8 protein-coding genes are annotated in these 15,388 nt (G+C 70.2%); 5 read left to right on the top strand and 3 right to left on the bottom strand.

The annotated features are described in order from the left end of the window. Positions 1-178 precede the first annotated feature (178 nt). The 5 genes from OG729_RS38115 to OG729_RS38095 all read left to right on the top strand — a co-directional run bounded on the left by OG729_RS38115 (position 179) and on the right by OG729_RS38095 (position 4,814). The gene (locus OG729_RS38115) at positions 179-1,153 is read left to right on the top strand and encodes an NAD(P)-dependent alcohol dehydrogenase (protein ID WP_405810695.1); all 975 of its coding nucleotides are present in this window, start codon (positions 179-181) and stop codon (positions 1,151-1,153) included. Between the two features lie 247 nt (positions 1,154-1,400). After that, positions 1,401-3,476 (top strand): SpoIIE family protein phosphatase, encoded by a 2,076-nt coding sequence (locus tag OG729_RS38110; RefSeq protein WP_405810693.1) that lies wholly within the window; start codon positions 1,401-1,403, stop codon positions 3,474-3,476. Between the two features lie 133 nt (positions 3,477-3,609). After that, complete coding sequence (locus OG729_RS38105) at positions 3,610-3,981, top strand: hypothetical protein (protein WP_405810692.1); 372 nt, start codon at positions 3,610-3,612, stop codon at positions 3,979-3,981. A gap of 214 nt (positions 3,982-4,195) precedes the next feature. Continuing rightward, the gene (locus OG729_RS38100; RefSeq protein WP_405810690.1) at positions 4,196-4,591 is read left to right on the top strand and encodes a carboxymuconolactone decarboxylase family protein; all 396 of its coding nucleotides are present in this window, start codon (positions 4,196-4,198) and stop codon (positions 4,589-4,591) included. A 1-nt stretch (position 4,592) separates the two neighbouring features. Further along, entirely contained in the window at positions 4,593-4,814 is a 222-nt protein-coding gene (locus OG729_RS38095) for a hypothetical protein (RefSeq protein ID WP_360875119.1), read from the top strand. Positions 4,815-4,870: 56 nt separating this feature from the next. On the opposite strand, the gene OG729_RS38090 is transcribed toward OG729_RS38095, so the two are convergent. The 3 genes from OG729_RS38090 to OG729_RS38080 are packed head-to-tail and all read right to left on the bottom strand — an operon-like array spanning position 4,871 to position 15,286. Next, the gene (locus OG729_RS38090) at positions 4,871-6,688 is read right to left on the bottom strand and encodes a hypothetical protein (protein WP_405810689.1); all 1,818 of its coding nucleotides are present in this window, start codon (positions 6,686-6,688) and stop codon (positions 4,871-4,873) included. 2 nt (positions 6,689-6,690) lie between these two features. Continuing rightward, complete coding sequence (locus tag OG729_RS38085) at positions 6,691-11,952, bottom strand: hypothetical protein (RefSeq protein ID WP_405810687.1); 5,262 nt, start codon at positions 11,950-11,952, stop codon at positions 6,691-6,693. Continuing rightward, positions 11,945-15,286 carry a hypothetical protein gene (locus OG729_RS38080; RefSeq protein WP_405810686.1) on the bottom strand — a complete coding sequence of 1,114 codons (3,342 nt, stop codon included), beginning with the start codon at positions 15,284-15,286 and terminating at the stop codon, positions 11,945-11,947. Before OG729_RS38080 ends, OG729_RS38085 begins: the two co-directional genes overlap by 8 nt. Positions 15,287-15,388: the final 102 nt, after the last annotated feature.

Below are 15,388 nucleotides of genomic sequence, written 5' to 3'. Positions count from 1 at the left end.
CGTCGACCGCTCGACACGCATCCGCAGACCGCGATCCAGCTCGACCCCTCTGCCAAGGGAGTCACCTAGGGTTTGTCCCTGATGCCCGCATCACGGTCGCTCGCCTACCGTCATGAGTAGTGCTGATCTTCCCTTCAGCCGATCCATCTGCACCGAACTCGGGCGTAACGGAGACTCAATGAAGGCGATCGTCCAGGACCGGTACGGCTCACCAGACGTTCTGGAGCTCAGGGAGGTCGACAAGCCGGCGGTCGCCGACCACGAGGTGCTGGTACGGGTCCACGCGGCCGCGGTCAACGCGCGCGACTGGCACCTCATGCGAGGTGACCCGTACCTGGCGCGCCTGGTGCTCGGAGTCCGCAGGCCGAAGACGAAGATCCGGGGCACGGACTTCGCGGGTCGGGTCGAAGCGGTGGGCAAGGACGTGACACGGTTCCGCCCCGGTGACGAGGTGTTCGGCGAAGCCGACGGAGCATTTGCCGAGTACGTGAGTGCCTCGGACGACGTGCTGGAGCCGAAACCGGCCAACCTGACGTTCGAGCAGGCGGCCGTGGTGCCGCTGGCGGGGAACACCGCCCTCATGGGCCTTCGTGATCTGGCGCGAGTACAGCCGGGACAGAAGGTCCTGGTCAATGGCGCGTCAGGTGGTGTGGGGACATTCGCCGTGCAGATCGCCAAGTCGTTCGGCGCGGAGGTGACCGGCGTGTGCAGTACGAGAAACATGGACCTGGTCCGGTCGATCGGCGCGGACCACGTCATCGACTACACCCGGGAAGACTTCACCCGGAGCGGACGGCAGTACGACGTCGTTCTCGACCTGGTGGGGAACCGTTCGTTGACCGAGTGCCGACGCGCGCTGACACCCGCGGGGACGCTCGTTCTGTCCGGTGGGGGCACGTCCGAAGGCGGCAGTCTTGTCGGGCCGATGGGGCTCATCCTCAGGGGGCAGGCGCTGTCGCGCTTCGTCCGCCATCGGCTGCTCGTCCTCACGGCGACGCCGAACAAGGAGAATCTGGCGGCGCTGAGGGAACTCGCCGAGTCCGGGGAGGTTACGCCGGTCATTGACCGTACCTTCCCGCTGAGCGAGGTTGCCGCGGCCATCGCGTACCTCGAAGTGGAGCACGCGCGCGCGAAGGTCGTCATCACCCTATGACGGACCGCTTTGATCGCCGATATCGATGCCACCTGCGCGCCAGCTCCCCAGCCACGGCGGAGCTGCGCGCGGGAACCGCTACCGGGTGAGAGACCGTGGCCGGCCCGCCACGTGAGGGAAGGCAGGACCTCTGGCCATACGGAGTCGCCTGGATATCTGCACAATGGATGACAAAGACGCCTGAGCCTCGACCGGCACCCCATGGGTGGGGCGAGGCGATGCGTGCCGCGGGTGGAAGGCGACAGTCGTGCCGTCAGAACCGTCGGGGGGCGAGAAGGCTCCTGGTCCACTCTGGTCCGAGCCCGGGACACTGCTGGAACACGTGCCCGTTGCCGTCCTCGGCATCGACGAGGACGACCGGATCTGCTACTGGGGTCCCGGTGCCCAGGACCTCTTCGGGCACGGCCCCACGGCGGTGCTGTCCAAACCCGCCGGCGTCCTCTTCCCGGATCCGCCCCAGGGCGCCCCTGACGCTTCGGTCCGGCTGGCGGAGCGGGGCCGCACCCTGGGGTATTGGCGCGGCCGACTGCCCGCACGGCACCTGGACGGCGCGGTCTTCGACTGCGGTTTCCGGGTCTTCCCCGTGACCGGCGCCGGGGGCCGTTCGGTGGTCATGGCCCTGGCGAGCCGCAGCGACGAACTCGATCGGGTCAAGACCAATCTGGCCTTCCTCGACGCCCTCTTCGAGACCTGCCCCATTGGCCTGGTCATGCTCGACGAGGAGCTGCGTTACGTCCACCTCAACCAGGCCCTCGCCGACATGGACAGCCTCCCCATCGGGGAGCACCTCGGACGGCGGATGGAAGAGATCATGATCACCTCCGACGGCGGTGAGTACCAGCGGATACTGCGCACAGTCGCCGACGGCGGTCAGCCCGTCGTGGGCGCCCTGGTGGGTGTGCGCACGCCGGGTGACCCGGATCGGGATCAGGTGAGGTCGGTGAGTTTCTTCCCCCTCACCGGCGCGGTCGGCTCCCGGCCCGGAGTGGGCGGGCTGCTGGTGGACGTGACCGACCGGGAGCAGGCCATCATGGAGGCCACCGCCGGTCGGCAACGGCTGGCCCTCCTGGACCGGGCCGCGGCCCGGATCGGCACCACCCTGGATGTGGACGTCACCGCCCGGGAGCTGGTCGCGGCCGCGGTTCCCGACTTCTCGGACGCCTCCGTCGTGGAAGTCGTGGAGTGGATGGACGAGCCTGAGGTGTTCGACCCGGAACTGCCGCTGGTCACCCGCCGGATCGCCGCCGGCACCATCCTGCCCCCGCCCGCCACCGACCTCGTGAGCGGGCTCGAGAACGTGACGTACCCGCCGGGTTCCGCCATCCACCGGATGCTGCTGACGGGCCGCCCCGTCTCCGTCCTCGTGAACGACGAGTTCATGACCCGGACCGTCATCCACCAGGCCCGCGCCCAGCTCCTCAGAGACAGCGGCCTGGCCTGCATCCTCATCGCCCCGCTCATCGCCCGAGGCACGGTCCAGGGCCTCACCATGTTCGGACGCTCCGCAGGCAGGCCCGCCTTCACTGAAGAGGACCTCAGCCTGGCCGGCGAGCTCGCCTCGCGCGCCGCGCTCTGCCTGGACAACGCGCGCCTCTACAGCCGAGTGCAGGACATCGCGCTCACCCTCCAGCGCGCGCTACTCCCCAGCGCCCTGGCGACCAGCCCTTACGTGGAGGTCGCCCACCGTTATCTGCCCGGCAGCCACATCACGGAGGTCGGCGGCGACTGGTACGACGTGATCAACCTGTCCGGCGACAGGGTCGCCCTGGTCGTCGGTGACGTGATGGGACACGGGGTGCCGGCCGCCGCGGCCATGGGAAGGCTGCGCATCACCGCCAAGGCGCTTGCCAGGCACAACCAGGAACCGGACGACCTGCTCTCCGAGCTCGACGCCTGTGCCCAGGAGGCAGGAATCGAGCTGGCGACCTGCCTCTACATCCTGTACGACCCCACGACCGGGCGCGCCCGCATCGCCAGCGCCGGCCACCCCCCGCCCCTCGTACGCCACCCGGACGGCACGGTCGAGACCATCAGCGATGTCCTTGGAGTCCCCCTCGGGGTGGGCGGCCAGCCCTTCAAAACGATCGAGATCACCCTGCCTGAGGACGCCATTCTCGCCCTGTACACCGATGGCCTCATCGAAGCACGGGGCCAGGACATCGAAGAGGGCCTGGAGGCGGTACGGGCCGAACTACGCAGGGCGCCGGTCCAGTTGGAAGAAACAGCGGACCGCATGCTGTCGAGTCTGCTGCCCGACCCGCCGGACGACGACACGGTGCTCGTCCTCGCCCGAGTCCGCCGCAGTCGTCCAGGTCGGGCGTAGTCATCCAGGTCGGGCGTAGTCGATGTCGCGGGCGGCCCGGACAACCTCCAGGTGCCGGCGATGGCGTTAAAAAGGGTGAAACCTGGGCAGACGCCATACGCCAGGAGTGGACAATCTTGAAGGGATTCGCACCATGATCCTTCTCGGGCTTCTGCTACTCGCAGCGACCGGAGCCTTCACTGGGCTGCTGATCGCCTACAACCTCTCCGGTGGCCCGGAGTACACCGTGACGATGTTCGACAACGACGTGGCCACCATGAACAGCTTGTCCATTTTCCTGTCCGGAGTCGCCCTGGCCCTGCTCTTCTGCATCGGGTGCGCCCTGGTCATGGGCGGCGGCGCACGGCGGCGGCACCGGTCCGTCGTCCTGCGGGAGACGCGAGCCCCTGCGGAAACGGGCGAGCGCGACGCCGTGCGCGATCGGTCAGTGGAAGGCCCTGCAGCCGACGACCAGGCACGGACAGGATCCCCTCGCCACAAATACCGGCACCAATCCGGACATTAGGTTGGTCCGCTCGACGAGGGGCTGCACGAGGTGATCGGCCACATCAAGACGCAGTTGGGCGGACACCGGCTCGGGTGACAGCACGTCCGTACCGTGATTGAGTTGGTTGAGGCCCGCGAAGTGCCGTCGTGAGACTTGGCGCCTTCCCAGCTCGTGACCAGCATGAACGGGGCCCGGGTCTGGCACGCGGCGCCTCTTTGAGGAGGGACCGGTCATGGCTGCCACCGTGAATCGCGGCGAGATCGAGGCCGACATCAAGCAGACGCTGGGTCTCGTCCCGCACTTCTTCCAGAGCATCCCGACCGAACTGCTCGCACCCGAGTGGGAGATCTTCAAGAAGATCGAACTCGGCGAGACGCTGATCCCGAACAAGTACAAGGAGCTCATCGGCGTCGGACTGCACGCGGAGACGAAGTGCCGCTACTGCAGCCTGTTCCACGCCGAGGCGGCCAAGCTCTTCGGTGCGACGGACGAGGAAATACAGGAAGCCGTCCACTACGCCAAGGCCAGCCTGGGTTGGAGCGCCTACATCAATGGCATGCAGGAGGACTACGACCAGTTCGCCGCCGAACTGGCGCAGGTCGTCGACTACGTACGGTCCCAAGCCTGAGATGGAACTTCAAAGAGTGCGCCCGACGGTGCTCCGGGCCACCTTCCACGTGTACGAACTGGCGGCCTTGGTCGCAGCAGCCCGCTACGTCACGAAGTCCCCGCCCCCGGAGATTCCCGCCGAATCGCTCGAGCAGCTGCGTCAGGTGCTGGACGACTACGACCAGCAGGTCCGCAACCTGTCGGGCCCCCAGGCACCCGCACAACCACAGGACGGGCACTGACGTTTACCCCGGGTCGAGGGACAGGGAGCGGGCCGGCAGTGATGCCCGATTGCGGATTACTCCTGCTCCGCCTGGGGCTGGTCCACCAGGCGGTCCCAGTCCAGCGAGCTCGAACCCTCACCCCGACCGGTCGAGCGCCGGACGCCGTACCAGACGACGACGCGTCCGTTCGGCATGCGGCTCCGGTTGTAGGCGGCGGAGAGCCGGGTCCCCGCGCGTGGCACCTCCTCCTCGTGTACGAAGTAAGGCTGCCCGGCGCTCAGGCCCTCGCCCAGCAGCGTGGTCCGCGGCCGCACCGGCACCGGCGGCGCCGTGGTGCCGTCGAGCACGCGGGGCATGGCACCGCGCTGCAGCTGGATCTCCCGGTTGTCGCCGGGCACATGCACCGGGATGAACGGGATCCAGTTCTCCGGCACCGTGTTCATCGCCTCGTACGCGATCGGCGCCGACGGGGTCGGTGGCGTGTGGGGAGGGGCGAGCAGCCGGCGGTGTGCCAGGGTCTCGCGCGCCGCCTCTTCGCCCCGCAGTGAGTCGCCGGTGGCGAGCAGTACCGAGCGTTCGACGCCCCACACCATGTTGGCGGCTTCGTCGCGGATCAGCACGACCTCCTCGACTGTCGGCCCGTCGGCCACTGAGGGCACGCTCGGCGGCAGGAAGAACCCGGTGTCGGCGGCGACCGGCGCCTCGCCCTGGATGTCCAGGTTGAACATCGACCATCGCTGCCAGTCGTCGTCGGGCCCCGCACCCACGGGCTCGACCCAGAACCGCCGTCCGAAGACGTCGGTCACGACCATTCCGTCGACGCGGGCCAGCGTCCCCGTGTCGAGGTCGCACGGCAGCACGAACCAGTCGTTGCTGTAGGTCAGCGCGAACTCCATGAACAGCAGCCGGATGAGGTCGGTGGTGTCGGCGGTGATCGCGCCGAAGTCGGTGCGCCCGTCCTCCATCGCCCACAGCCGCGGCAACGGCATGCCGGAGAACCGTACGGTGCCCGGTACCGCGGTACGAACCACCTCTCCCGGCGTGCCGGTGGCGCCCAGTGTCAGCCCGGACGTGTCATAGGAGAAGGCGTGCCAGTCGAGGTGCCCGCCCGGATACTCCTCCGCGGCGAGCACGGTTTCGCCGGAGGCCTCGGGCGCGGCAAGGTCGAAGCGGTGCTCCAGCCGGGACGGGTCGTACGCCTCGGCGGCGGGCGGCTGCGCGATGAGGTCGTCGAACCACCCGACGAACCTCGGGATCAGCGCGTCGAGCTGCTGCTTCTGGAACTGGGAGACCACTCCCTCAATGCCGTCCCAGGCGTGCCCGCCGTTCTTCAGGTGCACATAGAGCTCGTAGCCGTCCATCGCCCGCCCGGCCACCGCCTGCATCGTCGCCCACACCTCGGGGTGCGCCACCAGCGGGGTGTCCGCCTCGGCCGCCGGGTCGGGCAGCCGGATCGGCCAGCGCTGGACGTAGGAACCGCGGTGGGGCAACGGCGCCAGCTTCAGCCACCTGCGTCCCATGGCCAGCCTCAGATCGAAGGAGACCCGGTCGGCGCCGATCCGGAACGGCAGCGGGCGGCGCTCCACCACGGTTTCCAGCGGCAGCCCGCTCGGCAGGTCGCCTGGCGAGGTCTCCCGGGGGCGGTAGCGGCCGGGCTTGGTGGTGCGCATGTGGTACTTCGCGGTGACCGGGGTGCCGGCGTCCTCGCCCTGGAACTCGCCGAACTGCCACTGCCGGGTGAGCATCCACAACGGGTCGCGGACCTCGGCCCGCAGAGCGCGCCCGAACTCGGTGCTCCGCGGCCTGCCTTCCAGCCGGTTCCACACCGTCACCGTGGGGAATTCGCGGGCGGCGAGCGCGGCCCGCATGTCCTGGATGGGGGTACGAACCATGGTCAGCCCCTCGCGGGTCGCAATGGGCCGCTCGCCGGCGGCTGATCGTTGTTGATGGAGAGATCGGTGGAGATCGTGATCGGCGACGCCGTCGCCGTCATGACCGTGGCGGGCAGCAGCTGCGCGTAGGCCGTCCCGTCGATCTGGGTGGGTTCGACGGCGCGCGACCGGGCCAGGTCGAGCGTCTCGTGCAGCGCGGCGACCAGGTCGTCCCAGTTCCAGGCGCCCGTGCGCTTGGGCGGCGCGACGAGCAGCATGGTCTGCGGCGGCTCCGAGCCGGGTCGGTCGTAGTGCAGGGCGATGCCGGTGGTCTCCGCCTTCGCGGGGAGCGTCTCGGTCCATTCGTCGATCAGCAGTGCGCAGAAGGTGTCGTGCGGATTCGGCTGGTCGCTGTAGTGCGCGGTGTAGAGCAGCCGGTCGCTCCTGAGCTGATAGCTCGCGGGCAGCTCCATGGCCAGCCACGGGGCGTTCTCCTCGAACGGGAACTGTACGGGGAGCAGTTCGGGCTCGTGCCCGTCGAGCGCGTCGGTCAGCAGCGTGACCCGCTCCCACACGCCCAGCCTGGGCCGGACCCGGGCCACGCCGTGCAGCCAGTCGTCCACCGGGAAGTCACGGTCCAGATGGTCCGTGAGGTCGCCCCGCCTGGATGCGAGGTACCCGTCGCGCCAGCCGTCGCCGAGGTCGTCGGGCACGGTGAACTCGTGGACCGCGAGCGCGTCCGGGCCGATCAGCGCCCGGATCGCGGCGACCGCGGCGGTGACCCGGTCCTTGCCGGCGGCCACCGCGTCGTAGCGGGCGAGCTCCGCGTCGGCGGCGGTCAGCCGTTGGCCGACGTCCGCCCGCAGGTCCGCGGCGCGCGCCGCGAGCCCGGTCAGGAAAGCGATCACCGCGTCCTCGGTCGGGGTGAGATCCAGGCCCTCCGGGTCGAACGCAGTGATCGGCTGCAGGGCGCTCACGTCGTGCAGCAGCCCGGACAGGGTCGAGCGGTTTGTATTCGCGATCGACTTCAGCCCGGAAAGGCGGACGTCGAACGTGGCGCGGCGGCCGGCCACGATCCCCCGCAGCTGCTGTGGCGTTTGCGGCCGTGGGCTCGTCGGCGTGGTGGTGAGCAGCCGTTCGGCCTGCTGCAGCAGGCCGAACCTGACCTCGGCCGCAGTGCCCGCGGGCAGCGCGTCGTTGGCCGCGATCTTGGCGTCCGCCGCGGCAAGCGTGACCGTCATGCGGTCGGCCACCACGTCCACCGCCGCGAGCACCTCGCGGAACCGGTCGCGCCGCCACTGGGCCAGCTCACCCCAGCCACTGCGCACCATGGCGAAGCCCGCTGCGGTGATCGCGAGTTCCGCCATCCGGACGAGATAGTCGTCGACGTCGGAGAGCAGCTCGGCGCGGTTCTCGACGGGATCGGCCAGCGGCTCGCCGAGATCCTCGATGAACTCGTCCAGCTCTTCGGCGAAGTCGTGCATGGCCTCGCGTACGGCGGCGGGCCGGGCCCGGGGCAGGTCCACGTTCTCGTCGAGCGCGGAGCCGGTCGTCTCGGTGCCCGACTGCGGCACGAGGTCGCTCGGCCGGAGCGGGCGGGCCGTGAGCAGTAGCTGCCGCAGGGCGGAGATGAGCGGGGACAGCTCGAAGAACGTGATCTTGCCCTGCACGCGCTCGGTGTACCGGATGAGCGGCTCGGCGTCGGGGCGGATGTTGCCCATCTGCAGCACCTGGCCGAGGATCCGGTCGTCCAGGTCGGTCATCGCCGCGGCGTCGTTCGGCCGCAGCGCCCACAGCAGATCGATCGGCTGCATCCCGAGCTCGGCCAGGTTGACCACCCGGTCGCGGTCGTCTCCGGTCCGCGGGTCCGTCCAGGTCACCCGGCAGGCCACCTGACCATGCCCCGGCAGCAGCCGGGCCAGCCAGTCGTTGACGCCGGGCTCACCCCGGCCACGCGGGGTCATGTGCCCGCCGGCCACCGGCGAAATCTTCGGCGGGCGCCCGGCACGCACATGCAGACCGACCCGGTGGTTCAGGCTGACGCCGCTGCGCGGTGTCGCGGTCACGACCGGTTCGGGCGGGAAGCCCGACTTGGTGTAGGCCTCGAACACGGCGCCGGCGCGGTCGGGATTGCCGAGTACGGCCTGGTGCACGCCTTCCGCGACGGCCAGGTCGGCCAGCGCGTCGTGGATCTCCACGAGCCGCTGGACCTCCTCCTCGATGGCCTGGGCCTGTACCGGCTCGGCCGGCGGCAGCTCAGGGTGCCCGAACGGGTAGGTGGCCGGACCGGTGCGCGTGACGTGCCGTACGAGCTCAAGTCCGTCGATCACATTGCGCGCCTCCACCTGCTCGATCGCGGTGCCCGCGAGCGGCTCGGTGTCCGGCAGCTTCGTGGCGACCAGCGGGAACGCCGTGCGCAACGCGGCGATGAAGAAGTCGACTTCGGCCACATCGTGCTTGTCGTGCAGCCCGCGCTCGAAGCGGTAGCCGAGCAGCGCACCGAGTGACTGACCGGAACGGATGCCCTCGATGAACGACAACGCGATGCGTACGCGCTCGGAGCTGAGGTTGACCGCCATGGTGCCCGGGTTGTCGGGGCCTCCGTTGGCCAGGTAGCCGGTGCGCAGCAGCGCTGCGGTCGTGGCGTGGTTCAACGAGGGCGTGTGGATGTGCCCGCCGCTCGCCGGGTCACGCAGCAGCGGGCCGCTCCCCGGCGGGGTGAAGACCTGAGCGAGCCGACCGGAGAGCTGTACCTGCTCGAACGCGCCGCGGGGGCGGAGGTTCTCCAGCCAGCCGAAGGCGCCGAGGTGCAGCCCGGTCGTGGCCGGGCCGCTGCCGGCCGCACCGTACCGCATGGTGAACAGCCGCTCGGTGGCGAGTCCCAGCCGCCAGGCGTCCAGCCGGTAGGTGGAGCAGTCGATGTGTTCGGCGAGTGCGCGCTCCAGCCGCGCGGTCGGCACCTGCGCGAGCAGGTCGACGGCATCTAGCTGCTCGGCGAGGTCGACCGTGGCCGGGCGCTGCCCGATGACCTGCGGAATGTAGTCGGCGATCAGTGTGTCGGGCGCGCCCGTCACGGCGGGGTCGGGCGCGTACAGCCGGCCGTACCGGCTCTCGCTGACCTGGGTGCGGGTGCTGATGTGCACGAACGGCTGCTCGCGGCGCGCCGCGAGCAGTTGGGTCTCGTTGCCGCCGTGCGCGGCTGCCGACAGCCGCAGCGCCGCCTCGTCGTACGCCGTGAGTACGGCGTGCCGCAGCAGCAGGTAGAGCAGCGCGGTGGGTTTCCCGCCGCTGAACCCGTCCTCGCGGCGTACGGCGTTGAAGTCGGCACGCGCGAAGTGCGCGAGCCAGGCGAGGTAGTTGCGGCCGTCGTCGGAGGAGACGTGTACCGGTCGGCTCTCCGACATGGGAAGGTCGTCCACGATCGGGCCGCGCAGCGCGTGCTGACGGCCGGTGAACAACCGCGTGGACGCGTCGGGATCGGGCCGCTGCGGATCGTAGCCGAGGTGGGTGAGCAACGTGCGGACCCGCCCCCGGACATTGAGCGTGTTCAGCGCGGTGATGACGTCCGTGCCGAAGCCCTCCAGGTTCAGCCGGTTGAAGTAGTCCTCGGCGCTCTGCCCGTAGCGCTGGTGGAACTCCACCGAGGCCGGGTGCGCGGCGAGCAGGTCGAGCAGCAGCTGGTGCGGGTCTGCGTCCTGGCCCAGGTGCGGCACACCGGCCGCGAGCTGCTGCCAGTCGCCGGCCATGGTCTGCAGCACGGTGTGCATGCGCCTGCGGTGCGCTGCGGCGGTGTCGTTGTCGGCCCAGGCCATACGGGAGAAGGCGGTCGTGACCAGCAGCCCGTACGGCTGCCTTCCCACCTGCACCGTGGCCAGTGGACCGCGCCCGCTGACGTACCGGGTGAAGAAGGACCGGGTGGCGTCCACGGCGGCGGTCCCGAAGACCGGGTTGAGCATGGTGTGCAGGTGGTAGCCCCAAGTTGCGGGCCACAGTGCGGTGTTCATCGCCCGCGCCTCGCGCGTGTCGGTGCCGTCGGCGCCGATCAGCTGCCGGGTCACCTCGGGATTGATGCCGAGCAGCTCGGCCAGCCACTGGCCGTCGGTCTTGCCCCGCCAGTCCCCCGGTGGCGCGGGAGAGGCCGGGCCCTCGAACACGGCGGTGTAGCTCTCCTCGGCCTCGTCGCCGGTGCCGTGACCGGACTGCGCGTCACCTGTGTTGTTGGTGGGCGTTCCCTGGCGCAGCAGCCGGTAGCCCGCACGGCTCTGCGACTGCCGGGCGATCAGTCCCTCCAGCTCGGCCTTGGCCTGTGTGGGGCCGGACTTGACGCGTACGCCGATCGCGATGAGCCGGTCCAGGCCTCCTCTGATCGCGTCGGTCAGCGGGATGCGGAATCCCATTCCGGCCTGGACCGCGCTGTTGAAGTCGGTCAGCCAGGCGAGCGCCGATGGCACCTTCAGGTCACCGTTCTGTGCTCGCAGCTGGTCGGCCGACGGCGTCGAGGGATCCGGGCTGACGGCGAGTTCGTCCGGCACCGCGTTGCCCGTGACGTTCACGACCAGTTGGCCACCCGCGTATCCGAGCAGGGTGAACCGGTCGGGCAGCAGCCTGGCCTTGGCTGCCACCGTCCACGACGAGCCCTTGGTCTGCCCTGCCTGAGCCTGCGGCATGTCCAGGAAGGCCACCGTGACCTGGGCGGTCGCCACACCGCCCGGAGGCACCTGGCTCATACCTGCCGGCCGGCGTGCGCGGATCCGGGTGGCGCGGGTGGAGCCGACCGCCGACTGCAGGGCCGAGTCGGCGGCCTGCACGGCGGCTTTGGCGCCGGCGGCGCGGTAGATCGCCGTCCAGTAGGTGCGGGCGGGCGGCCGGTCGGCCGCCGGCAGCGGATCGTCGTCCGCGATCACCAGGATGACGTGGTCGGGCCCGATACGGTGCGGCTCGTCCTGTGGGTTGAGCGGTTTGCGGTTGTCCGCGATCCACTTGGCCCGCCCGGCGCCCGCGCTGTTCACCAGGTCGCGCCAGGCGGACAGGCGCAGCGCGCGGTCGCCGCCGGCCTGCCACACCTTGCGCCAGTATCCGAAGGCGAGCTCGTGTTCGTGGTCCGTGCGCTTGGGCTCGAACGCGTCGACGGCCCACTCGTCGGGGAACACCCGCACCAGCAGCTCGGTGGGGGTGAACACCGTCTCCAGGCGCACCGGTCCGAGCAGCATCGGGTAGGCGTCGCTGAGGTTGCCCGGGATGGGTGCCACGGCCTGCTCGACTCGCCGAGTGTGTGGTTCAGCCATCGCGGAGCATCTCCCTCGCGTGCACGGCGACCAACACGGGCGCCTGGTAGAGGATGTAGGCCAGGTCGCCGGCGCCGATCTGCGCGCTCCAGAGGATGTCCTTGTCCTCCGTGTACTGCTCCGCCTTGACATTCCCCGGAGTGGTGGGCGCTTCCAGAGCGAGCGCCGGGGTACTCGCGTCGAGTTTCAGGTAGCGCGGCGCACCGCTGGGCGGCCCGGTGAGCACATCGGGCCAGGCCAGGTCGTTCCAGACCTGCAGCTTGCCCTCGCGGTTGATGTCCAGGCCGAACCTCGGGTCGCCGGGGCGTTCCTTGAGTACGAAGAACCAGCCGGCGTCGTCGTTCGGATGCTCGCCGGAATCGCCCCTGGCCTCGTCCTCGTCGAGGTCGAAGCCGAAGAAGTAGATGTCGGGCGCGGCCTTGGCCTCGTACAAGGGCAGTTTGACGATGTCCTCCGACGGCTCGGTGGCGGCGGGGTCGAGATCCATGAGCTTGCGCCCCAGGGAAGGGTCAGGGGTCCCGCCGGGGCCGGGGAGCCACTCGGCTCGGTGCGCGTAGACCACCGTTGTCGGGTACTTCTTCAGCAGCTCACCTCGGATCACCAGCACGAGCTCGTCGTCCTTCTCGCCGTTGATCTCGCGGTTGTCGTGATCCCCCAGCTCCGACTCCGCGGTCCACGTGTCGATCGACGGGATGTCGAGCAGCCGCTCGCGCCGCTCCTGCGCCGACTCGCCCGGCTTGGAGCGGACCCCGCGTACGTCCCAGAACTGCGCGAAGGGTGTACCGCGCTGGTCGGTCGGGTACTCGCGCCACAGCAGTTCGCGGGCCATCTCGTGGTTCAGGCCGACCATGTAGGACTCGATGAACCGCTGGTTGGTCTCCAGCAGCGTGATGCTGTCGCGCGGCACCAGGTTGAGGTTCGGCAGGAAGAACTCGTTGGACAGGTCGATCAGCGGCTGGAACATCGGCAGGTCGATCACCGGGTAGGCCATCGCCTCGACCATCGTGGCCGGGGTCGGCAGCAGTGCCCGCGGCCGGGGCGCAGGCGACGCCCGGTCCGACTCCGGCGACAGGTCCATCTCGTTGGAGTGCGGGTAGTGGATGCCGGCCAGGACCCGGCGCGGGATCGTGCGGTCGGGGTGCAGCCCGTCGAGCGTCCCGGTCCCGATCGCGGTCAGGTTCACGGCCTTGCGCTCCGGCGTCTGCCCGGCGATCGCGGAGCCGTTGAACACCCCGTACGCCGCGTTCAGCGCCTGCTTGAAGCGGGTTGCCTCGGGACTGTCCGTGCCACCCGCGTGCGGAGTGACGCCCTCGCCGGGCAGCGAGATGACGAAGTCCGAGCTGTTCGGCAGTCCCGGCACCGGGTTGGGGACGAGGACGGTGCCGCCGGTGGCGGTCATGCCACCGGGACCCCTCGCGCCGGATACGCCCTCGCCGGCGTCGCTGACGCCGATGATGGGGCCCTCGAGCTCCGACTCCAGGTTGTCGACGGTGGTCACGGCGGGCGGCGCCACCTTGCGCGGCGCGGCCCGTACCTGGTCCCGGTTGATCCGGTCGAGCAGGCTGGGCGGCGGGGCACCGTCCTGGACGAGGTCCCCTCCGCCGCCGTCTCCGAGGGGAGGCAACCGCCGCATGAGCCGCGAACCCGGCCTGGTCTGCCTGCGCATCGCCGGTGACACGGGCGCGGCGGCGATCCGGCTGCGGGCGAACTGCGCGGCCACACTGACCAGTTCGGCGGTATCCAGGGGCGCCGCGTCATTGGCAGCCACGCCGGAACCGGCGATGGCGGCGTCGGTGACCACCCGGGAGTGCACTGGCGCCGTCATCGCCAGGACCTGTGCGGGAGCGACCTGGTTCAGCGTCTTCAGATGCCCGCTGTGCAGCGCGTGCGACACCTCGCGGGCCACTTGGGCGCCGCGGATTCGCTTGTTGGCCTCCAGCACGTCGCCGATCTGCGCCCACGCGGCCTGCATGTACTCCTCTTGGTGCTCGCGTACGACGCGTGCGCCGATGCCCGCGGCGGCCCGGAACCGGGGGTCGAGGTTGAGCTCGTGCACCCAGTTGCGCGGGTGCGGCAGCGGATTGCCGCTCTCGTCGGTGAGCAGCCGTGAGGTGAGCGCGTGCCAGCGTCCGTACAGCGGCGGGGTCACCAACGGGTCGGGGCCGGCGTCCACGACGCTCGCCAGGTCCACCGGGCCCGCGGCGATCTGCTGGTGCGCGGTGAGGGGCTGTTCTTGGGTGTACGTCTGGCTCAGGTTGATCAGCGTCGCGAGCGCGGTCTGGAACGGATGTGGGTACGGCTCGTCCCAGTTCTCGTACTTGTTCTGCTCGTCGAGCTCCGCCGGGGACAGTGACGACTCGGGGACCTTGAGCGCACCGCCCAGCCGCAGCACACGATCCAGCCCGGGGTCCGTGGGAGTGGCCGGCGGCAGCCCGGCGCCCGGCTCCTGGGTGTCCATGTCGCGGTTGCCCACACGGGCGTCCGAGGGCCGCGGCTTCAGCAGCCTGACCAGATATTCGAAGTCGCCGGTCGGCGCCGTACGGAACGAGAACCGGTGGTAGACGGGGATGTTGCCCGGTTCCGGCCGCCCGGAGTACGGGGACCAGCTCGAGTGCAGCGCACCGGGCGCACCCGCAGGGTCGCGCCCGAGCCCGGCCAGCCGACCGGTCTCGAACGCCGGGACCAGGAACGCGTGGTAGGCGACCACCGGGTCCAGCCTGCGCGGGCACATCAGGCGTGAACAGGCCAGGTCGGGGTTCTCTCCGAGGGTGGCGGCGAGCTGCGGCAGCACCGCGGCCATGTCGTTCGTGGCGGTGTGCCCGGACGTGATCTCGCGGTTGACGTGGACGTGGGCGAACGCGCCCACTTGGTCGGGGGGCGGCAGCGTGGCGAGGTCGTCGACCGTGATGAACGGCAGCGGGCGGCCGGGCGGCATGCCCGCGTCCTCGAACTCCTCCTCGGTGAGCACGATCAGCGCCAGCCAGGGCGCCAGCCGTCCGGTCGTGGCGTTGGGCACCGCCGGGCTGTAGCGCCAGCAGTAGTCCTCCTCGTAGAACTCGATGAACGCGAGGTAGTTGGGGTCGAAGTTGGTCACCCAGTCACGCGGCTCGGTACGGACGACGGCCCGCGGGTCGATCCCGATCACGTCGCCCGGCCCGTAGAGCTGGACGTTGTGCCCCACCTCCTGGGTGAGGATGGCGCCGGCCGTCCGCGGGGTGCCGTCGATGCGCAGCTTGACCTCGATGCCGGCGCGGGCGGCCGAGCCCGGGTCCGCGCTGATCTGGGTGGCGATGCCACGGCGCAGCCAGGGCAGGAACGAATATGCGCTGCTCATCGGTTGCTCGCCTTCCTCACTTCGGTCGTGGCGGAGGTGCGCGGACACGCACCGAGCGGGCAGAGCAGGAGGCGCTGCGCGAAGCGGTATCCCCCACTCGGC

Source organism: Streptomyces sp. NBC_00210 (genome assembly GCF_045160975.1).
Lineage (GTDB): Bacteria > Actinomycetota > Actinomycetes > Streptomycetales > Streptomycetaceae > Streptomyces.
This window is presented reverse-complemented; position numbering and strand designations above follow the sequence as displayed.

What these genes read in the sequence shown, in the direction of transcription:
- OG729_RS38115 (WP_405810695.1), top strand. Translation starts at nt 179, where the DNA reads ATGAAGGCGATCGTCCAGGACCGGTACGGCTCACCAGACGTTCTGGAG.
- OG729_RS38105 (WP_405810692.1), top strand. Translation starts at nt 3,610, where the DNA reads ATGATCCTTCTCGGGCTTCTGCTACTCGCAGCGACCGGAGCCTTCACT.
- OG729_RS38100 (WP_405810690.1), top strand. Translation starts at nt 4,196, where the DNA reads ATGGCTGCCACCGTGAATCGCGGCGAGATCGAGGCCGACATCAAGCAG.
- OG729_RS38095 (WP_360875119.1), top strand. Translation starts at nt 4,593, where the DNA reads ATGGAACTTCAAAGAGTGCGCCCGACGGTGCTCCGGGCCACCTTCCAC.
- OG729_RS38090 (WP_405810689.1), bottom strand. Translation starts at nt 6,688, where the DNA reads ATGGTTCGTACCCCCATCCAGGACATGCGGGCCGCGCTCGCCGCCCGC.
- OG729_RS38085 (WP_405810687.1), bottom strand. Translation starts at nt 11,952, where the DNA reads ATGGCTGAACCACACACTCGGCGAGTCGAGCAGGCCGTGGCACCCATC.
- OG729_RS38080 (WP_405810686.1), bottom strand. Translation starts at nt 15,286, where the DNA reads ATGAGCAGCGCATATTCGTTCCTGCCCTGGCTGCGCCGTGGCATCGCC.